At 74.2% G+C, this 17,932-nt stretch carries 21 protein-coding genes; 5 read left to right on the top strand and 16 right to left on the bottom strand.

The features are described 5' to 3' along the window. Positions 1-115 precede the first annotated feature (115 nt). The 4 genes from ACFWWQ_RS24655 to hisI form a co-directional block, all read right to left on the bottom strand. On the bottom strand, positions 116-361 hold the full coding sequence (locus ACFWWQ_RS24655; RefSeq protein ID WP_384600013.1) for an HGxxPAAW family protein: 246 nt from the start codon (positions 359-361) through the stop codon (positions 116-118). An 86-nt stretch (positions 362-447) separates the two neighbouring features. Next, positions 448-1,095, bottom strand: coding sequence for a TIGR02234 family membrane protein (locus ACFWWQ_RS24650; RefSeq protein ID WP_384600010.1), 648 nt, complete (start codon positions 1,093-1,095; stop codon positions 448-450). Between the two features lie 91 nt (positions 1,096-1,186). Beyond that, positions 1,187-2,725: an anthranilate synthase component I gene (locus ACFWWQ_RS24645; RefSeq protein WP_384600007.1), complete on the bottom strand. Its 1,539-nt coding sequence runs from the start codon at positions 2,723-2,725 to the stop codon at positions 1,187-1,189. An 11-nt stretch (positions 2,726-2,736) separates the two neighbouring features. Beyond that, positions 2,737-3,168 carry a phosphoribosyl-AMP cyclohydrolase gene (gene hisI, locus ACFWWQ_RS24640; protein WP_384600004.1) on the bottom strand — a complete coding sequence of 144 codons (432 nt, stop codon included), beginning with the start codon at positions 3,166-3,168 and terminating at the stop codon, positions 2,737-2,739. Between the two features lie 83 nt (positions 3,169-3,251). Between hisI and ACFWWQ_RS24635 the strand changes: the two genes are divergently transcribed. Continuing rightward, positions 3,252-3,884 carry a TIGR03085 family metal-binding protein gene (locus ACFWWQ_RS24635; protein WP_384600000.1) on the top strand — a complete coding sequence of 211 codons (633 nt, stop codon included), beginning with the start codon at positions 3,252-3,254 and terminating at the stop codon, positions 3,882-3,884. Between the two features lie 91 nt (positions 3,885-3,975). On the opposite strand, the gene hisF is transcribed toward ACFWWQ_RS24635, so the two are convergent. The 8 genes from hisF to hisD are packed head-to-tail and all read right to left on the bottom strand — an operon-like array spanning position 3,976 to position 9,784. Further along, on the bottom strand, positions 3,976-4,746 hold the full coding sequence (hisF, locus tag ACFWWQ_RS24630) for an imidazole glycerol phosphate synthase subunit HisF (RefSeq protein WP_384599997.1): 771 nt from the start codon (positions 4,744-4,746) through the stop codon (positions 3,976-3,978). Positions 4,747-4,750: 4 nt separating this feature from the next. Further along, positions 4,751-5,152 (bottom strand): RidA family protein, encoded by a 402-nt coding sequence (locus ACFWWQ_RS24625; protein WP_384599994.1) that lies wholly within the window; start codon positions 5,150-5,152, stop codon positions 4,751-4,753. 23 nt (positions 5,153-5,175) lie between these two features. Further along, entirely contained in the window at positions 5,176-5,904 is a 729-nt protein-coding gene (priA, locus tag ACFWWQ_RS24620) for a bifunctional 1-(5-phosphoribosyl)-5-((5-phosphoribosylamino)methylideneamino)imidazole-4-carboxamide isomerase/phosphoribosylanthranilate isomerase PriA (protein ID WP_384599993.1), read from the bottom strand. Continuing rightward, positions 5,904-6,551 (bottom strand): imidazole glycerol phosphate synthase subunit HisH, encoded by a 648-nt coding sequence (gene hisH / locus ACFWWQ_RS24615; protein WP_384599990.1) that lies wholly within the window; start codon positions 6,549-6,551, stop codon positions 5,904-5,906. Before hisH ends, priA begins: the two co-directional genes overlap by 1 nt. Further along, positions 6,542-6,706, bottom strand: coding sequence for a hypothetical protein (locus ACFWWQ_RS24610; protein WP_186000424.1), 165 nt, complete (start codon positions 6,704-6,706; stop codon positions 6,542-6,544). Before ACFWWQ_RS24610 ends, hisH begins: the two co-directional genes overlap by 10 nt. Continuing rightward, positions 6,703-7,296: an imidazoleglycerol-phosphate dehydratase HisB gene (gene hisB, locus ACFWWQ_RS24605; RefSeq protein ID WP_384599987.1), complete on the bottom strand. Its 594-nt coding sequence runs from the start codon at positions 7,294-7,296 to the stop codon at positions 6,703-6,705. Before hisB ends, ACFWWQ_RS24610 begins: the two co-directional genes overlap by 4 nt. After that, positions 7,293-8,438, bottom strand: a complete 1,146-nt coding sequence (locus tag ACFWWQ_RS24600) for a histidinol-phosphate transaminase (RefSeq protein WP_384599984.1) — start codon at positions 8,436-8,438, stop codon at positions 7,293-7,295. The genes hisB and ACFWWQ_RS24600 overlap by 4 nt, the downstream gene beginning before the upstream one ends. Further along, entirely contained in the window at positions 8,435-9,784 is a 1,350-nt protein-coding gene (gene hisD / locus ACFWWQ_RS24595) for a histidinol dehydrogenase (protein WP_384599982.1), read from the bottom strand. The genes ACFWWQ_RS24600 and hisD overlap by 4 nt, the downstream gene beginning before the upstream one ends. 272 nt (positions 9,785-10,056) lie before the next feature. Here hisD and ACFWWQ_RS24590 point away from each other — a divergent pair, with 272 nt between their 5' ends. The 3 genes from ACFWWQ_RS24590 to ybaK all read left to right on the top strand — a co-directional run bounded on the left by ACFWWQ_RS24590 (position 10,057) and on the right by ybaK (position 13,177). Beyond that, positions 10,057-11,682 (top strand): oxidoreductase, encoded by a 1,626-nt coding sequence (locus ACFWWQ_RS24590; protein WP_384599979.1) that lies wholly within the window; start codon positions 10,057-10,059, stop codon positions 11,680-11,682. A 163-nt stretch (positions 11,683-11,845) separates the two neighbouring features. Further along, a complete protein-coding gene (locus ACFWWQ_RS24585) occupies positions 11,846-12,592 on the top strand; it encodes an LON peptidase substrate-binding domain-containing protein (RefSeq protein WP_384599976.1) in 747 nt (248 codons plus the stop codon). 69 nt (positions 12,593-12,661) lie between these two features. After that, positions 12,662-13,177, top strand: a complete 516-nt coding sequence (gene ybaK, locus ACFWWQ_RS24580; protein WP_384599973.1) for a Cys-tRNA(Pro) deacylase — start codon at positions 12,662-12,664, stop codon at positions 13,175-13,177. Positions 13,178-13,278: 101 nt separating this feature from the next. Here the strand turns inward: ybaK and ACFWWQ_RS24575 are convergent, their stop codons facing one another. The 4 genes from ACFWWQ_RS24575 to ACFWWQ_RS24560 all read right to left on the bottom strand — a co-directional run bounded on the left by ACFWWQ_RS24575 (position 13,279) and on the right by ACFWWQ_RS24560 (position 17,352). Beyond that, a complete protein-coding gene (locus tag ACFWWQ_RS24575) occupies positions 13,279-13,968 on the bottom strand; it encodes an ABC transporter permease (protein ID WP_384599971.1) in 690 nt (229 codons plus the stop codon). A gap of 114 nt (positions 13,969-14,082) precedes the next feature. Continuing rightward, entirely contained in the window at positions 14,083-14,937 is an 855-nt protein-coding gene (locus ACFWWQ_RS24570) for an ABC transporter permease (protein WP_384599969.1), read from the bottom strand. A 58-nt stretch (positions 14,938-14,995) separates the two neighbouring features. Continuing rightward, entirely contained in the window at positions 14,996-16,006 is a 1,011-nt protein-coding gene (locus ACFWWQ_RS24565) for an ABC transporter ATP-binding protein (protein WP_384599966.1), read from the bottom strand. Between the two features lie 62 nt (positions 16,007-16,068). Beyond that, on the bottom strand, positions 16,069-17,352 hold the full coding sequence (locus ACFWWQ_RS24560; protein ID WP_384599963.1) for an NYN domain-containing protein: 1,284 nt from the start codon (positions 17,350-17,352) through the stop codon (positions 16,069-16,071). A 272-nt stretch (positions 17,353-17,624) separates the two neighbouring features. Between ACFWWQ_RS24560 and ACFWWQ_RS24555 the strand changes: the two genes are divergently transcribed. Then, positions 17,625-17,795 carry a hypothetical protein gene (locus ACFWWQ_RS24555; protein ID WP_384599960.1) on the top strand — a complete coding sequence of 57 codons (171 nt, stop codon included), beginning with the start codon at positions 17,625-17,627 and terminating at the stop codon, positions 17,793-17,795. Positions 17,796-17,932: the final 137 nt, after the last annotated feature.

The following is a 17,932-nucleotide window of genomic DNA, read 5'->3' as shown; positions in this document are numbered from 1 at the left end:
CCCTGGTGGATCAGCGTGCGCCCGCCAGGGATGACGGGACAGCCCTTACGGACGGCAACGGGAAGCGGCACCTTCAGAGGCGCGGGGGGTGGCGCCGGGGTCCGGCGCCACGGGGTCAGCCCTCCTGGGGCTGGGCCACGGCGACCGGGGCCGGGGCGGCCGAGCGCTTGGGCTCCGAGCCGAGACCCGCGAGGCGCATCAGACCGCCGACGACCGCACCGAGAACGGTGAGGACGATGCCGGCCCAGAACCCGGGCACGTTCGCCAGCACCATGAAGGCGCCCGCGACGCAGAAGCCGATGAACGAGATGATGACGCCGGTCCAGGCGGCGGGGGTGTGTCCGTGGCCACTGCTCGACATGAGTGCTCCTCGTAGCTCTGTCGCGCCGGATCGGGGGCGCGGTGATAACTCGCGGTCCATTGTCACCGATGCCGGGGGGAACGCCGTTACCGGGTGGGGTCCTCGCCCCGGTCCAGGGACTTCCACAGCTCCTCCGGACGGTCCGGGTCCACCGCGGCGGCGGCCCGGCGCGGGGCGCGTGCGCCGCCCGGCGTGCGCTCGTAACGGCCCGACATCGCGGGCCAGTGGCGGCCGAAGCGCAGTGCGAGGAGACCGGCGGCCAGCAGCAGCACCCCGCCCGCGACGGAGACCCACGGCCAGGCGCTGTGCGTGACGTGATGCACATCCGTGCCGCTCAGCCCGACAGCGGTGGCGGCCTGCTCGCGCAGCGCGGAGGTGTCGCCGTAACCGGCCGCTGCGGCGACGGCGGCGCCCGCACCGCTGAGGGCGAGGAGCGCGGCGACGGCGTACCGCCCGGCGCGCCGCACCGCGAAGACCGCGACCAGCGCGGCGAGGCCGACGACGGCCAGCGCGGTGGGGACGCCCGTGACGTCGGAGCCGGTCACCGTGCGCGGCAGATCACCCTGGGCGAGGGCGGCGGTGCCCCGGGACCAGACGCGGCCCGACGCGAGCAGGGCGAGGGCGGAACCGGCGGCGCCCAGCAGCAGCGCGGCGGCGAGACTGCGCCGGGCGCTGCGGGGCCGGGCGGACGGCGCGGGCGCGGTGGCGGCGGGGGGCTGGGTTGCGGCACTCACTCCCCCACTATCGCGCACCGCCCGCGGCACCGGGCCACGGGGTGGCCGGACGCCGCGGGCGGCCGGGACGCGTCCTACGGGCGCGCCGGGGTCAGGTGCCGAGGTGGTTCGCGGTGTGCACGGCGCGCAGCACGGCGGCGGCCTTGTTGCGGCACTCGGTGTCCTCGGCGACCGGGTCGGAGTCGGCGACGACGCCCGCACCGGCCTGCACGTACGCGGTGCCGTCGCGCAGCAGGGCGGTGCGGATCGCGATGGCGGTGTCGGAGTCACCGGCGAAGTCCAGGTAGCCGACGCAGCCGCCGTACAGACCGCGGCGGGTCGGCTCCAGCTCCTCGATGATCTGCAGCGCGCGGGGCTTGGGCGCGCCGGAGAGGGTGCCCGCGGGGAAGCAGGCGGTGAGGACGTCGAAGGCGGTACGGCCCTCGGCGACGGTGCCGGTGACGGTGGAGACCAGGTGCATGACGTGGCTGTAGCGCTCCACCGACATGAAGTCGACGACCTCGACGCTGCCCGGCTCACAGACCCGGCCCAGGTCGTTGCGGCCCAGGTCGACGAGCATCAGATGCTCGGCGCGCTCCTTCGGGTCGGCCAGCAGCTCGTCGGCGAGGGCCTGGTCCTCCTGGACACCGGCGCCGCGCGGGCGGGTCCCGGCGATGGGGTGCACCATGGCGCGGCCGTCCTCGACCTTGACCAGCGCCTCGGGGCTGGAGCCGACCACGTCGAAACCGCTGCGGTCGCCGTCGCCGTCGAAGCGGAAGAGGTACATGTACGGGCTGGGGTTGGTGGCCCGCAGCACCCGGTAGACGTCCAGCGCGCTCGCCGTGCACGGCGTCTCGAAGCGCTGCGAGGGCACCACCTGGAACGCCTCACCGGCGCGGATGCGCTCCTTGATGTCCTCGACGGCGTCCTGGTACGCGGCGCCGCCCCATTCGGCGGTGAACGGCGGGAGCGCGGACGGCGGCAGCGCCGCGGCGCTCGCCGGGGCCGGGCGGGCGAGGTCGTCGGCCATCGCGTCGAGGCGGGCGACGGCGTCCGCGTACGCCTCGTCGACGCCGGTGTCGAGGTCGTTGTGGTTGATCGCGTTGGCGATGAGCAGGACGGTGCCGTTCCAGTGGTCGAGGACGGCGAGGTCGGAGGTGAGGAGCATGGTCAGCTCCGGCAGCCGCAGATCGTCCTCGGTCTGCTCGGCGATCTTCTCCAGGCGGCGCACGATGTCGTAGCCGAGGTAGCCGACCATGCCGCCGGTGAAGGGCGGCAGACCGGCGTCCTCCAGCAGGTCACGCGGGGTGTGCAGCGCCTCGACGGTGGTGCGGAGCGCGGCCAGCGGGTCGCCGCCGGCGGGCATGCCGACGGGCGGGGTGCCCAGCCAGTGGGCGCGGCCGTCGCGGGCGGTGAGGGTGGCGGCGCTGCGGACGCCGATGAACGAGTACCGCGACCACGTACGGCCGTTCTCCGCCGATTCCAGGAGGAAGGTACCGGGCCGCTCACCGGTGAGTTTGCGGTAGAGCCCCACCGGGGTGTCGCCGTCGGCGAGGAGACGCCGGGTGACGGGGACGACCCTGCGGTCCTTGGCGAGGGTGCGGAAGCTGTCGAGGTCCGGTGTGGCGGTGCCGGTGGTTCCCGTGGTCATGGCAGCGGAGCCTACTGGTCGCCGTCCGTGAGCAGAACGTCGGCGTCGAAGCAGGTGCGGGCCCCGGTGTGGCAGGCGGCGCCGGTCTGCTCGACGGTGACGAGAACGGTGTCGGCGTCGCAGTCCAGGGCCACCGAACGGACGCGCTGGACGTGGCCGGAGGTGTCGCCCTTGACCCAGTACTCGCGGCGGCTGCGGGACCAGTAGGTGCAGCGGCCGGTGGTGAGGGTGCGGTGCAGCGCCTCGTCGTCCATCCAGCCGAGCATGAGGACCTCGCCGGTGCCGTGCTGCTGGGCGATGGCCGGGACGAGACCGTCGGCGTCGCGCTTGAGGCGGGCGGCGACGGCGGGGGCGAGGGCGGTGCTGCCGGGGGCGGCGGGCCCGTTCGGGGCGGGCCGGTCCTGCGGGGCGGGGGCGGCGGTGTCGGTGGCGCGGCTGCTCATGGGGCCATTGTGCCGTGCGGGGGCCCGGAGGCGCGGTGGGCCGCGGCGTGGCAAGGCGGCGGGGCCGGTCGTAGGCTGGCCCTATGTCGACCCATGCAAAGCGTGAACGGCTCCTGTTCGCCGACCTGTTGGAGAGCGTCGGCCCCGATGCGCCGACGCTCTGCGAAGGCTGGCGCACCCGCGATCTGGCCGCCCATGTGGTGGTGCGCGAGCGCCGGGCGGACGCGGCGGGCGGCCTCCTGTTCAAGCCACTGGCGGCCCGGCTGGAGCGCGTCCAGGAGGAGTTCGCCGCGAAGCCGTACGAGGAGCTGCTGGGGCTGATCCGCAGCGGGCCGCCGCGGATGTCGCCGTTCGCGCTGAAGCAGCTCGACGAGGCGTCGAACACCGTCGAGTTCTACGTCCACACCGAGGACGTGCGGCGGGCGCAGCCGGACTGGTCGGCGCGGGAGCTGGACCCGGTCTTCGCGGACGCGCTGTGGTCGCGGCTGGAGAAGATGGCGAAGCTGCTGGGCCGGAAATCGCCGGTGGGCCTGGTGCTACGGCGCCCGGACGGGCGCACGGCGGTGGCCCATCGGGGCGCACCGGTGGTGACGGTCGTCGGCGAGCCCGGCGAACTGACTCTCTTCTCCTTCGGACGCCAGCAGGCCGCGGACGTCGAGCTGGCAGGCGACCCGGAGGCGGTGACGGGGGCGCGGCAGGCGGATCTGGGGATCTGAGCGCGGGACCTGGGTGACGGCCCGGTCGGGCTGGGCCGGGGCGCCGAGCCCCCGGACGGAACGCGTACCGCCGTCGCCCCGCCCCGTCAGCTCACCGCACCGGATGCCCCGCCTCCCGCAGCGCCCCCTTGACCTCGCCGATGCGCAGGTCGCCGAAGTGGAAGACGGAGGCGGCCAGCACGGCGTCGGCGCCCGCGGCGACGGCGGGGGCGAAGTCGGCGAGGCGGCCCGCGCCGCCGGAGGCGATGACCGGTACGGACACGTGCCTGCGGACCGCCTCGATCATCTCCGTGTCGTAGCCGTCCTTGGTGCCGTCGGCGTCCATGGAGTTCAGCAGGATCTCCCCGGCGCCCAGCTCCGCCGCGCGGTGCGCCCACTCGACGGCGTCGACCCCGGCGGAGCGGCGCCCGCCGTGCGTGGTGACCTCGAAGGAGGTGGCGGCGCCGTCGGCGGAGGGCACCCGGCGGGCGTCGACGGAGAGCACCAGCACCTGGCTGCCGAACCGCTCGGCGATCTCCCGGATCAGCTCGGGCCGGGCCAGCGCCGCGGTGTTCACGCCGACCTTGTCGGCACCGGCCCGCAGCAGCTTGTCGACGTCCTCGGCGGTGCGTACGCCGCCGCCGACGGTCAGCGGGATGAAGACCTGCTCGGCGGTGCGGCGGACCACGTCGTAGGTGGTCTCGCGGTTGCCGGAGGAGGCGGTGATGTCGAGAAAGGTCAGCTCGTCGGCGCCCTCCTCGCCGTAGATCCGGGCCATCTCGACGGGGTCGCCCGCATCGCGCAGGTTCTGGAAGTTCACGCCCTTGACGACCCGGCCGTTGTCGACGTCCAGGCAGGGGATGACTCGGACCGCCAGGGTCATGGCGTCAGGCTCCTTCGGAGGGTTGCTTGAAGGCTTCTAGTTCTACTTCGACCAGCACACGGGGATCGACGAAGCCGGAGACCACGACCAGGGTCGCGGCCGGCGGCACCGCGCCGAAGATCTCCCGGTGGGCCCGGCCCACCGCGTCCACGTCCCGCACGTGGGTCAGGTACATCCGGGTGCGCAGGACGGCGGAGGCGTCAAGGCCGAACGGTTCCAGGGCCGCCAGGGCGTTGCCGAAGGCCGCTCCGGCCTGTTCGTAGGGGTCGCCCTCGCCCTGGAGCACACCGTCGTCGGTGAAGGGCAGCGTGCCGGCGACCAGGACCCGGTCGCCGGCGGCCACGGCACGGGCGAAGCCGATCGCCTCTTCCCAGGGACCTCCGGTCCGTACGCGCTCGATGGTCATCACGCCGCCTTTCGGTTATCCGGTCAGGACACTGCTGCCAGCGCCTCTTCCAGGGTGAACGCCTTCGCGTAGAGCGCCTTGCCGACGATCGCGCCCTCCACACCCTCGGGCACCAGGGACGCCAGGGTCCGCAGGTCGTCGAGGGAGGAGACGCCGCCGGAGGCGACGACGGGGCGGTCGGTGGCCGCGCAGACGTTCTTCAGCAACTCGACGTTGGGGCCCTGGAGCGTGCCGTCCTTGTTGATGTCGGTGACGACGTAGCGGGCGCAGCCCTCGGAGTCGAGGCGGGCCAGCGTCTCGTAGAGGTCGCCGCCGTCGCGGGTCCAGCCGCGGCCGCGGAGCGTGGTGCCGCGGACGTCCAGACCCACCGCGATCTTGTCACCGTGCTCGGCGATGACCTTGGCGACCCACTCGGGGGCCTCCAGCGCGGCGGTGCCGAGGTTGACCCGGCGGCAGCCGGTGGCGAGCGCCGCGGCGAGCGAGGCGTCGTCGCGGATGCCGCCGGACAGCTCGACCTTGATGTCCATGGCCCGGGCGACCTCGGCGATCTGCGCGCGGTTGTCACCGGTGCCGAACGCCGCGTCGAGGTCGACGAGGTGCAGCCACTCGGCACCGGCCTGCTGCCAGGCCAGCGCCGCCTGGAGCGGGTCGCCGTAGGCGGTCTCGGAACCGGACTCGCCGTGCACCAGGCGGACGGCCTGGCCGTCGCGGACGTCGACGGCGGGGAGGAGTTCGAGCTTCGGGTGGGCCATCACAGGGTCTCGATCCAATTGCTCAGCAGCTGGGCTCCGGCGTCGCCGGACTTCTCGGGGTGGAACTGCGTGGCCCACAGCGGACCGTTCTCGACCGCGGCCACGAACGGCGCACCGTGGGTGGCCCAGCTGACCTTGGGGGCGGCGATGTGCGGGTTGCCGACCTCCAGCTCCCAGTCGTGTGCCGCGTAGGAGTGGACGAAGTAGTAGCGGGCGTCCGCGTCCAGACCGGCGAAGAGGCGGGAGCCGTCGGCCGCCTCGACGGTGTTCCAGCCCATGTGCGGGACGACGTCGGCCTTCAGCGGGCCGACGGTGCCGGGCCACTCGTCCAGGCCCTCCGTCTCCACGCCGTGCTCGATGCCACGGGCGAAGAGGATCTGCATGCCGACGCAGATACCCATCACCGGGCGGCCGCCGGAGAGGCGGCGGCCGACGATCCAGTCGCCGCGGGCGCCGCGCAGCCCCTGCATGCAGGCGGCGAACGCGCCGACGCCGGGGACCAGCAGCCCGTCGGCGTTCATCGCGCGGTCGTAGTCGCCGGTGATCTCCACCTCGGCTCCGGCGCGGGCCAGGGCGCGCTCGGCGGAGCGGACGTTACCGAAGCCGTAGTCGAAGACCACGACCTTCTTCGCGGCCGTCAATTCCACACCTCCAGCCGCATCACCCCGGCGACGAGGCACATCGCCGCGCCGATGGACAGCAGCGTGATCAGGCTGCGGGGCATCTTCTGCTTCCAGAAGGAGTAGATGCCACCGACGAGGAAGAGACCGACCAGGATGAAGGCGGTCGACATGCCGTTCACAGGGCACCCTTCGTGGACGGGAGGATTCCGGCGGCGCGCGGATCGCGTTCGCTGGCGTACCGCAGGGCCCGGGCCAGCGCCTTGAACTGGCACTCCACGATGTGGTGGGCGTTGCGGCCGTACGGGACGTGGATGTGCAGGGCGATCTGCGCCTGCGCGACGAACGAGTCGAAGATGTGCCGGGTCATCGTCGTGTCGTAGGTGCCGATCATCGGCGCCATGTTCTCCGGCTCGGTGTGCACGAGGTACGGGCGGCCGGAGAGATCGACGGTGACCTGCGCGAGGGACTCGTCGAGCGGGACGGTGCAGTTGCCGAAGCGGTAGATGCCCACCTTGTCGCCGAGCGCCTGCCGGAAGGCGGCGCCGAGCGCGAGGGCGGTGTCCTCGATGGTGTGGTGGGTGTCGATGTGCAGGTCGCCGTCGGTCTTGACAGTGAGGTCGAAGAGGCCGTGGCGGCCGAGCTGGTCGAGCATGTGGTCGTAGAAACCCACACCTGTCGCGACGTCGACCTGGCCGGTGCCGTCGAGGTCGATCTCGACGAGCACCGAGGTTTCCTTGGTGGTGCGCTCGACGCGTCCGACGCGGCTCATGCGCTCTGCTCCTTCATCAGTTCGCGTACCGCTTCGAGGAACGCGTCGTTCTCGGCCGGGGTTCCCGCGGAGACCCGCAGCCATCCCGGCACGCCGTTGTCCCGGACCAGGACGCCCCGGTCGAGGAGTGCCTGCCAGGCGGCGTGCGCGCCGCCCGCGCCGTCGAACCGGCCGAACTGCACGAAGTTGGCGTCGGAGTCGACGACCTCGCAGCCCGCCGCGCGCAGCTCCGTGACCAGCCGGTCGCGTTCCGCCTTGAGCTGGTCGACGTAGCTCAGCAGGGTGTCGGTGTGCTCCAGGGCGGCCAGCGCCGTCGCCTGCGTCACCGAGGAGAGGTGGTACGGCAGCCGGACCAGCTGGACGGCGCCGACCACGGCCGGGTCGGCGGCGAGGTAGCCGAGGCGGAGCCCGGCGGCGCCGAACGCCTTCGACATCGTCCGCGAGACGACGAGGTTGGGCCGCCCCTCGATCAGCGGCAGGAGCGACGGATGGTGGCTGAACTCGCCGTACGCCTCGTCGATCACCACCAGCGCGCCGCCGGTCTCCGCCCGCGCGGCCTGCGCGGCGTCGTACAGCGCCAGCACCGTCTCGGCGGCGACGGCGGTGCCGGTGGGGTTGTTCGGCGAGCAGAGGAAGACCACGTCGGGGCGGCGCTCGGCGATCAGCGCCCGGGCCGCCGCGACGTCGATGGTGAAGTCGTCGTTGCGGGGCCCGGAGATCCACTCGGTGCCGGTGCCGCGGGAGATCAGCCCGTGCATGGAGTACGAGGGCTCGAAGCCGAGGGCGGCGCGGCCGGGGCCGCCGAAGGTCTGGAGCAGCTGCTGGAGGATCTCGTTGGAGCCGTTGGCCGCCCAGACCTGCTCCTCGGTGACCGGGTGGCCGCCGGTGCGGGTGAGGTAGCGGGCCAGCTCGGTGCGGAGCTCGACGGCGTCGCGGTCCGGGTAACGGTTGAGGTTGCGGGCGGCGTCGGCGACCCGCTCGGCGATCCGCCGGACCAGCTCCTCGGGCAGCGGGTAGGGGTTCTCGTTGGTGTTGAGCCGGACCGGTACGTCCAGCTGCGGGGCGCCGTACGGGGTCTTGCCGCGCAGTTCGTCCCGGATGGGGAGCGCGTCCCAGGGGAACGCGTCGGGGCTGTTCGTCACGTGCTCTGCGGGACCTTCCAGTCAGTGCGATCCTCGCGCTCCCCCTCGGGGAAACGCGCCAGGACGGCGGCGCCGTGGGCCGGGAGATCCTCGGCCTCGGCGAGGGTCACCACATGGTGGGCGACCTCGGCCAGCGCGTCGCGGGAGTAGTCCACGACGTGGATGCCGCGCAGGAACGACTGCACGGACAGGCCCGAGGAGTGGCAGGCGCAGCCGCCCGTCGGCAGGACGTGGTTGGAACCGGCGCAGTAGTCGCCCAGGGAGACCGGGGCGTACGGGCCGACGAAGACCGCTCCGGCGTTGCGGACCCGGGCGGCGACGGCGGAGGCGTCGGCGGTCTGGATCTCCAGGTGCTCGGCGCCGTACGCGTCGACGACCGTCAGGCCCGCGTCGAGGCCGTCGACGAGGACGATCGCGGACTGCCGCCCGGCCAGCGCCTCGGTGATCCGCTCGACGTGCTTGACCGCGGCGACCTGCGTCTTCAGCTCGGCCTCGACGGCGTCGGCCAGCTCGGCGGAGTCGGTGACGAGGACGGCGGCGGCGAGGGTGTCGTGCTCGGCCTGGCTGATCAGGTCGGAGGCGACGTGCCGCGGGTCGGCGGTGGCGTCGGCGAGCACCGCGATCTCGGTGGGCCCGGCCTCGGCGTCGATGCCGATCCGGCCCTTGAGCAGGCGCTTGGCGGAGGCGACGAAGATGTTGCCGGGGCCGGTGACGAGGTTGACGGGGCGGCACTCGTCGGTGCCGTACGCGAACATCGCGATGGCCTGGGCGCCGCCGGCGGCGTAGACCTCGTCGACGCCGAGCAGCGCGCAGGCGGCGAGGATGGTCGGGTGCGGCAGGCCGCCGAACTCTTTCTGCGGCGGCGAGGTGACCGCGACGCCCTCGACGCCCGCCTCCTGGGCGGGGACGACGTTCATCACGACGGACGACGGGTAGACCGCGAGGCCCCCGGGGACGTACAGCCCGACCCGCTCGACCGGCACCCAGCGCTCGGTGACCGTGCCGCCGGGGACGACCTTGGTGGTGGTGTCCGTACGGCGCTGTTCACGGTGGACGAGCCGGGCGCGCCGGATGGACTCCTCCAGGGCGGCGCGGACGGCCGGGTCCAGCTCGGCCAGGGCGCGCCCCAGCGCTTCGTCCGGGACCCGGACCCGCTCGATCTCGACACCGTCGAACCGCCGCGCGTAGTCGATCAGCGCGGCGGTGCCGCGATGGCGCACGTCCTCGCAGATGGGCCGCACCTTCTCCAGGGCGGCTTCCACGTCGAACTCGGCACGGGGCAGCAGGTCGCGCAGGGCGCCGCCCTCGGGAAGGGCGGCACCGCGCAGATCGATTCGGGAGATCACCCTCCCAGTGTCTCAGACCCGCCCGCCGGTCCCGCCCGCCGTATCACCCAGTGATACACCGCACAATGCGCTCCGGAGGGGCCGGTGAAGTTGACCGGAGTTGGCCCTGACCACGCGTGTTCAACAGGTCACGGGGCGGGCAAAGGCCGGGTGACGGCTTCGGCGTGTCCCGCCGCCCGCCCCCGGTTCCCGCTTCGCGTACCGGTGTGACGCGCGGACGACGGCCGGCGCGCCGGACGCATCCGGACAGAGACGAAAGGGGGGACACGACAGTGATCGAGCCCGGGGACGGGGACGCACCGGCGGATCTGCAACTGACTTCTGCGGAATGGAGCATGTGGCAGGCGTTCCGCAACGGCAGCACCTGCGACCTGCACATCGGGGATCCGGCCCGGGACGATCCGCACGGCCGCCATCTGTGGGGCCCGGAGCGCCGGATACGCGCGCGGGTGCTGGCGCTGCTGCTGCTCGACGGGCCGCCGGCGCAGCCCGGGCGGGTCTCGGCGCTGAAGGTCACCGGCGCGTACATCACCGACATCCTCGACCTCGCGGGCGGCTCGATCAAGCCATTCGTCGAGCTGCGGGACTGCCGGTTCGAGGGCGAGGTGGTCTTACCCGAGGCGCACTTCACGACGCTGCGGCTGGTGAACTGCGCGCTGCCCCGGCTGGAGGCGGCGCGGCTGACCACCGAGGGCGATCTGCATCTGCCGCGGTGCGTGGTGCTCTGCGGCATCCGCCTGACCGACGCGCACATCGGCACGGATCTGCTGCTGAGCCAGGCGGTGGTGCACAAGGACCGCCAGGGCCGCTCGATCCTGGCGGACGGGCTGTCCGTCACCCAGGACCTCCAGGCCGAGATGCTGGAGTCGTACGGCGAGCTGTCGCTGCGCGGCGCGACCGTCGGCGGGTCGCTGAGCCTGCGCGGCAGCCACCTGAGCAACCCGTTCGGCCGCCGCGCGCTGAACGCCCCGCAGCTGACCGTCGAGCGCACCCTGCACCTGACGGCCGCGGGCCTGGCGAACTCCCCGTTCGCCTCCGGCGCCACTCCCCCGTTCGGCACGGTCCACACCCCGGCGTACGGCACGCTCACCACGCCGCCGCGCGGGACGCGGATGCAGCGGTTCGAGTGCGAGGGCGGGATGCGGCTGGACGACGGGCGGTTCGGCGACGCGGTCGATCTGGAGCACGCGCGGTTCGTGATGGAGTCCGACCAGGAGCTGTCGCTACGCCGGATCCAGACGCCCGAGCTGCGGTTTCTCGGGGAGCGTCCGCAGCGGGGGCGGGTGATCGTCTCGGGTGCCCGGGTCGTCAACCTCGTCGACCGCTCCGCGAGCTGGCCCGGCGCGGGCGGACTCCAGATGGCCGGGTTCGCGTACGAGACGCTGATCCCGCGGGGGCACTTCCCGCTGGCGGCGCGGTTGCAGTGGGTGGCGGCGGCGACGCCGGAGTACGCGCCGGAGCCGTACGAGATGCTGGCCACGGCGCTGCGCTCCAGCGGGGAGGACGCGGACGCGCGGGTGGTGCTGCTGGCCAAGCAGCGGCGGCGGCGCGAGACGCTGCCACTGGCCGGGAAGGGGTGGGGCTTCCTCCAGGACTGGACGGTCGCGTACGGCTACCGCCCGGGGCGAGCCGCGCTGTGGATGGCGATCCTGTGGGCGCTGGGCACGGTCTTCTTCACCTCGTCGCCGCCCCCGCCCCTCAAGAGCGACGAGGCGCCGCCGTGGAACCCGTATCTGTACGTCCTGGATCTGCTGCTGCCGGTGATCGACCTGAACCAGCGGGCGGCGTGGAACCCACGGGGCGGGGCGCAGTGGGTGGCGGCGGTGCTGATCATCGCGGGCTGGATCCTGGCCACGACGGTCGCGGCGGGCGCGTCACGGTTGCTGAGGCGGCAGTAGCGGGCCGCGCGGCGGGAGCCGGGCCATGCGGCGGGAGCCGGGCCAAGGCGGTCTTCGCGTGGGCAGCGCCCGGTGCCGTTCGCGGGGCCGTCACCGGGGCTTTCGCCCTCCGCGTGGCGCCCGGCATCCGGGTGGCGCGGCCCAGCCTCTAGGCTTACCCGCTGTGACCTCTGTACGCCTGCCGCTGTTCCCGCTCAACTCGGTGCTGTTCCCCGGACTCGTTCTCCCGCTGAACGTCTTCGAGGCCCGCTACCGGGCGCTGATGCGCGACCTCGGTGAGCGGCCCGAGGACGAGCGCCGGTTCGGGGTGATCGCGATCCGCGACGGCCGTGAGGTGGCGCCGACCGCCCAGGGCATGCCGGACGCCACGCTTCCGGCCGCGGACGGGCCCGCCGCCGGGTTCGGCGACGATCCGATGGCCGCGTTCCACACCATCGGCTGTGTCGCCGACGCGACGACGATCCGGGCGAAGTCCGCCGAGGAGGACTCCGGCTACGAGGTGCTGGCCACCGGCACCACCCGTTTCCGGCTGCTGTCGGTGGACGCGTCCGGGCCGTATCTGACCGCCGAGGTGGAGGAGCTGAACGAGCACGGCGGCGAGGGCCCTGGGGCTCTCGCGTCCGGTGTCGTCCGGGCGTTCCGTACGTATCAGAAGCGGCTGGCCTGGGCGAACGAGCGGACGCTGGCCGGTGGGCAGGATCTGCCGGGCGATCCGTCGGTGCTGTCGTACCTGGTCGCCGCGGCGGCGGTGCTCGACGTCCCGGCCAAGCAGCGGCTGCTGGCGGCGCCGGACACCGCGGACCGGCTCGGCCAGGAGCTGAAAATCCTGCGCCATGAGTCGGCGGTGCTCGGTAAGCTCCCGTCGCTGCCGGCCGTGGAGCTGACCCGGCGGCCGACCAGCCCCAACTGACCTCGCCACGCGGCCGTGACACCGGGCCGCGCGCCCGGTCCCCGTTCCCGAACGCAAGGCGCCGACGAGTTGTCCAAGAAGTCGAAGAAGGCCCAGGGCGCGCAGTCCGCGGCGGGCGGCACCCCGGCGACGGTCGCGCTGGCCGCCGCGGGCGTGCCCTTCACCGTGCACGCCTACACCCACGATCCGGCCGCCGCCTCATACGGCGAGGAGGCCGCCGAGGCGCTCGGGGTCGCGCCCGAGCAGGTGTTCAAGACGCTGTTGGCGGATGTCGACGGCGCGCTGACCGTCGCGGTGGTGCCGGTCTCCGGCTCCCTCGACCTCAAGGCGCTGGCCGCGGCGGTGGGCGGCAAGCGGGCGGCGATGGCCGACCCGGCCGCCGCCGAACGCAGCACCGGCTACGTCCGCGGCGGCATCTCCCCGCTGGGCCAGCGCAAGCGACTGCGGACGGTCGTGGACGCCTCGGCCGCGGGCCGCCTCACGGTCTGCGTCTCGGCGGGCCGCCGCGGCCTGGAGGTCGAACTGGCCCCGGCGGATCTTGTCGCCCTCACCGGAGCCGTGGTCGCGGCCATCGGACGGGGCTGAGCGGGGCCGGGCTCGGCGGCTCGGCCGAACGGCACCGGGCCGGGCGCCGCGTCCGCCCGGCCACGCCCTTTTCACGCGGCGCTTCCCGGCCGGCGGCCCGCTCAGGCCGCCGGATCGTCCTTCGCCAGATCCGGCGCCCCCGGCACCGGCGTCCCCGGCAGGGGCGGCTCCTCGTCGCGCGGGCCGAAGAGGCCGGTCAGCGCCAGCTGCGTCAGCATCGCGGCGATCGGCCAGGCCAGCAGCACCCCCATCGCCTGGAGCCGCAGCGGTCCGTCGAAGACGACGCCGGGGCCGACCTGCGCGGCGTGTGCGGCGAGGTCGTCGGTCGGGCCCAGCACCATGCCGAGCTGCCAGCCCAGGACGGAGCCGAGCAGCCCGCCGACGGCCAGTGCGATCACCAGCGGGACACCGCCGCGGCGGCGCAGCCAGAAGAGCACGGCGGCGCTGACGATGCCGAAACCGGCCGCGAGCAGGAGGAAGACGCCGTCGGCGCCGATCGCCTCCTCGCCCTCGGTGTCCTTCAGATAGACGTTGTGGGTGTCGGCGACCAGCGGGATGCGCGGGGCCAGCCAGAGCCAGAGCAGGCCGAGCAGCGCGCCGACGAGCGCGAGCACGAGAACGGTCAGCGCGGCCTCGCGCAGCTCCTGGCCGAGCGGCGGGTCGGCCGACGTGTCATTCTCGGTCGGCGGATGCGCGGGCGGCTCGGCCGACGAACCGGCGCCGGAGGCGGTCGGCGGGGTGTGCGGCTCTTCGGGCGGTTGGTTGTCGCGTGGCGTCAGCGGTGCGGTCACCCCGCCATCGTGCCAGGTGGGCGGGGTGACTCCGGCGGCAGGACAGCGACCGGGCGCGATATCGCCGGACGGGCGACCGGTCAGCGGGTCGCCGCGCGGCGGAACGCCCAGGTGTCAGCGGGTCGCCGCGCGGCGGAACGCCCAGGTAGCGGCGGTCAGCGCGAGCAGCCCCACCCCGGCGCAGACGCCCAGGTCGGCAGCGACCGCGAGCCAGTCCGGGTCCGCGTCGAAGGTGCGGATCAGCGCCTCCACGCCGTATGTCGACGGCAGCAGGTCGCGGGCGAGGCCGAGGACCGCGGGCAGCCGCTCGGCCGGCAACACGCCGAGCAGCAGCGCCGCCGACATGCCGAGCTGCCCGCAGAGGGTCGCCAGCTCCTGGCGCGGCGCGAGCAGCCCGAGGAACGCGCCGAGCCCGGCGAGCGCCGCACCGGCCAGCGGCAGGACGGCGGCGAGCACCCACAGATGCGCCATCGGCAGCTGGAACAGCACACAGCCGATGACCGCCGTGACGACCGTGCCGGGGACGGTGAACGACGCGTACGCGGCGGCCGCACCCAGCACCACGGCGGCGGGCGGCACCGGCAGCGTCGCGTAGTGGTCGAGGCCGCCACCGGCCCGTAGCTGCCCGAAGTACTGCGCGAGGAGGTTGAGAGCGACGAACGCGACGACCAGCACGCTGGATCCGGCGACCACGGCGCGCGCCTCGGCGGGCCCGTCGGCCACCCCGCGCATCAGGACCATGATCCCGACGGACTGGAAGGTGGCGACGAAGAGCAGCGGGATACGGGCGACCCGGGCGCGGGAGAGCTGGGCGCGGTAGACGGCGCCGAGCGCGGGCAGCAGCCGGGCGCGGGGGGCCAGCGGGGCGGGCCACGCCTCCCGGCCGGGCGCGTCCGGGGTGCCGTCGGACCGTGCCCGCCCGCCCGTCGGTGCCGCCCCCGCCACGGCCTGCGCGGAAACCCCACTCACGCGTTCACTCTGCCTTTCGGTTCGGCGGCGCGGCGCGACGGCCGTACGCCCCGGCGGTTCACGCCTTGACCAGTCCCTCGGCACGGCCGCCGAGTGCGAGGTAGACATCCTCCAGGCTCGGGGTGGCGAGGGTGAAATCGTCCAGCGCCGCGAAGGCGGCGCCGGAGGTGACGTCGGCGACGGCGGCGCGGGCCCGGTCGGCGGGGAGCCGCAGGGTCCAGCGGCGGCCCGCGACATGGGCGGCGGACTCCAGCGCCGCGACCTCGGGAACGTCGAGCGGCGGCCGGTCGCGCCAGACCAGGTCGAGGCGGACCTCGTCGCTGACCCGCTCCTTCAGCCCGCCGGGCGTGTCGCAGGCGATGACCTTGCCCCGGTCGATCACCGCGACGCGGTCCAGGACGGTCTCGGCCTCCAGGACGTTGTGGGTCACCAGCAGCACGGTCGCGCCGCGTTCGGCGCGGCGGCGGTCGACGGCGGCCCAGACGGCGCGGCGGGCGACCGGATCCATGCCGGTGGTCGGCTCGTCCAGGACGAGCAGGGGGCGGGCGCCGGTGAGGACGGCGGCGAAGCAGGCGAGGCGGCGCTGGCCGCCGGAGAGCTTCTTCAGCGGACGGTCGGCGAGGCCGTCGAGGGCGAGTTCGGCGAGGACGGCGTCGCGCTCGGCGCGGGCCTCGCGCGGGCCCAGGCCCCGCAGCCGGCCGGTGGTCTCCACGGCCAGCGCGACGGTCATCTCGTCGAGGGCGGTGGACTCCTGGCCGAGGTAGCCGAGGAGCCGGGCGGCGCGCTCGGGGTGACGGACCACATCGTGGCCGAGGACATGGACGCTGCCGGAGTCGGGCCGCAGCAGGCCGGTGAGCTGGCGGACGAGGGTGGACTTCCCGGCGCCGTTGGGGCCGAGCAGCCCGAAGATCTCGCCGCGGCGGATGTCGAGGGTGATGCCGTCGTTGGCGCGCAGCGCGGGCGTGCCTGCCGCGCCGCGGCGCCCGCGCGTCGCGGGGTACGTCTTGATCAGGTCCCGCACGGCGCAGACCGTTCCGCCCTGCTCCGCCTGTTCCGTGCCCGTGCTCACGAGCTATGAGGGTACGCGCCCGCGGGCCGCGCCCGGCCCGCGGGGCGGCGGGCGGGGCGGCGTCAGTCGGCCACGGAGGTGTGTCCGGAGGCGGTGCGCAGGTCCACCTCGCGCCAGAACCCGGCCCGGATCGCGTACCGGTCGTGCTCGTCGATCTGGTCGTCCTTATGGGCGAGGAGGCCGAAGCGGGCGGCGTAGCGCAGCAGTTCACCGTCGATGCGGTGCGGGATGCGCGGGTACTCGGTGGAGAGCTGCTGGAGGTGGACCGTGTCCGAGAGGCGTTCGGTCCAGCGGCGGGCGAAGACCTGGCCGACCTCGAACGGGTCGCCGCTGACGGCGGTGATGTCCTCCTCGCGGTCGGCCCAGCGCTGTTCGGCGCTGGTGAGCTGGGCGAGGGTGGGCAGCGAGGCGGTCTCGGAGGGCTCGCCCGCGGGGCCGCCGCGCTCGACCCAGCCGCGGTCGGAGGACCAGCGGAGAGTGGCGCTCGCGGCGGGTGTCTGGGGTGCGGCGGACGCGGTGGCGGTGGAGTGGGCGCGGCCGAGACCGGCGAGGTCCTTGGGGGTGGGGACGACCTTGGTGGCGCCCGAGCCGTTGGTGTCGGCGGGCGGGGCGTCACGGCTACCGGGCCGGGCGGGCGCGGAGGCCGCCACGCCGTCCGCGCCGCGCGGGCGGTCGGTGGTGTCGGTGGTGGACGCGGCGGCGGCAGCGGCGGCCACCGCGGATTCGGGCAGCGGCGCGGAGAGGATCGCGGCGATCTCCGGGCGGGGCACCGGCGGCGGGGCGCAGGGGCCGCCCAGCTCCTTGGCGCGGACGGCACGGGTGATCCAGGCGCGGTCCAGGACGCGGCGTTCGTCGGCCTCGGCGACCAGGTCCTCGGACTGGTTGTAGTCGCCGTCGGCGGCCTGGACGGCCCAGAGGTGGACGGCGACGCCGTGTTCCTTGGCGGACATCAGACCGGGCAGCAGATCGCCGTCGCCGGTGACCAGCACGATGTCGGAGCAGGCGCGGTTGCGGGCGAGTTCGGTCAGCTCGGCGTGCATGGCGGCGTCCACGCCCTTCTGCGCCCAGCGGCCGTCGCTGCGGGTCAGGGCGCCCAGGCGGACGGTGACGCGGGGCATGACGCGCAGTCGCCGGTGTTCGGGCTGCGGGACGCGGTCGGGGGCGCCGTCGAACCAGTAGATCCGCAGCAGCGGACGCTCGGTGTCGGCCTCGGCGCGGCGGCGCAGGCCCTGGATGAGGGCCGCGTGGTCCACGGTGATCCGGGACCGGGCGGGCTCTCCGGCAAGCAGGCTGGCGGCGGCACCGAGCAAGTATCCGGCGTCCACCAGGACGACGCAGCGATCCACGATCCACCCTCTTCCCTGGAGGTGCTGAAGTCCGATCGCCCCCCGGCGCGAGTTTCCTTCGGCTTTCCTTCGAGTCTGCCCGACCGTACGGGGGTTAACTGCCGGAACTCGATCTTCGGCGTGGCGGATGGCGCGGGAGTGCGTGCGGACGGCGCGGGCGGGGCGCACGGATCCCCTTCTCACTCATGGTAATTGCCGGAAATGCAGGCTTTCGCCCCGCGTGTAAGTCTGGTCACGGCCCGATCACAGGATCCCCCTCAGGAGGCACGGTCATGGCCAAGCACAAGAAGGACCGAAGTAAGCAGCAGCGGGGCGGCCCGGCGCAGGGCCGCGAGGACTCCCGGAAGTCGACGATCGAGGCGATCCAGCAGCCGCAGCAGTCGGCGCCGGGCAGCCCGGCGGACATCGCGCGCAGGCATCAGCGGCGCTTCGGGCACAACTGACGCGGCCGGCAGCGCCGTCGGCGGCGGCGCAACGGACGTACGCCGTACAGAAGTTGTGGGGCGGGGGCCCCCGGTGCGGGCGCCCCCGGCGGCGCGGGGGGGGGGCGCGGCCCCCCCCGGCGCGGCCGCGGCCCCCC

Origin of the sequence: Streptomyces sp. NPDC059080 (genome assembly GCF_042739975.1) — a bacterium.
GTDB classification, from domain to species: Bacteria; Actinomycetota; Actinomycetes; order Streptomycetales; family Streptomycetaceae; genus Streptomyces; species Streptomyces benahoarensis.
This window is presented reverse-complemented; position numbering and strand designations above follow the sequence as displayed.

Bases quoted from the DNA above. Each gene is read 5' to 3' on its own strand.
- ACFWWQ_RS24655 (WP_384600013.1), bottom strand. From the start codon at position 361: ATGTCGAGCAGTGGCCACGGACACACCCCCGCCGCCTGGACCGGCGTC.
- ACFWWQ_RS24645 (WP_384600007.1), bottom strand. From the start codon at position 2,725: ATGACCACGGGAACCACCGGCACCGCCACACCGGACCTCGACAGCTTC.
- hisI (WP_384600004.1), bottom strand. From the start codon at position 3,168: ATGAGCAGCCGCGCCACCGACACCGCCGCCCCCGCCCCGCAGGACCGG.
- ACFWWQ_RS24635 (WP_384600000.1), top strand. From the start codon at position 3,252: ATGTCGACCCATGCAAAGCGTGAACGGCTCCTGTTCGCCGACCTGTTG.
- hisF (WP_384599997.1), bottom strand. From the start codon at position 4,746: ATGACCCTGGCGGTCCGAGTCATCCCCTGCCTGGACGTCGACAACGGC.
- ACFWWQ_RS24625 (WP_384599994.1), bottom strand. From the start codon at position 5,152: ATGACCATCGAGCGCGTACGGACCGGAGGTCCCTGGGAAGAGGCGATC.
- priA (WP_384599993.1), bottom strand. From the start codon at position 5,904: ATGGCCCACCCGAAGCTCGAACTCCTCCCCGCCGTCGACGTCCGCGAC.
- hisB (WP_384599987.1), bottom strand. From the start codon at position 7,296: ATGAGCCGCGTCGGACGCGTCGAGCGCACCACCAAGGAAACCTCGGTG.
- ACFWWQ_RS24555 (WP_384599960.1), top strand. From the start codon at position 17,625: ATGGCCAAGCACAAGAAGGACCGAAGTAAGCAGCAGCGGGGCGGCCCG.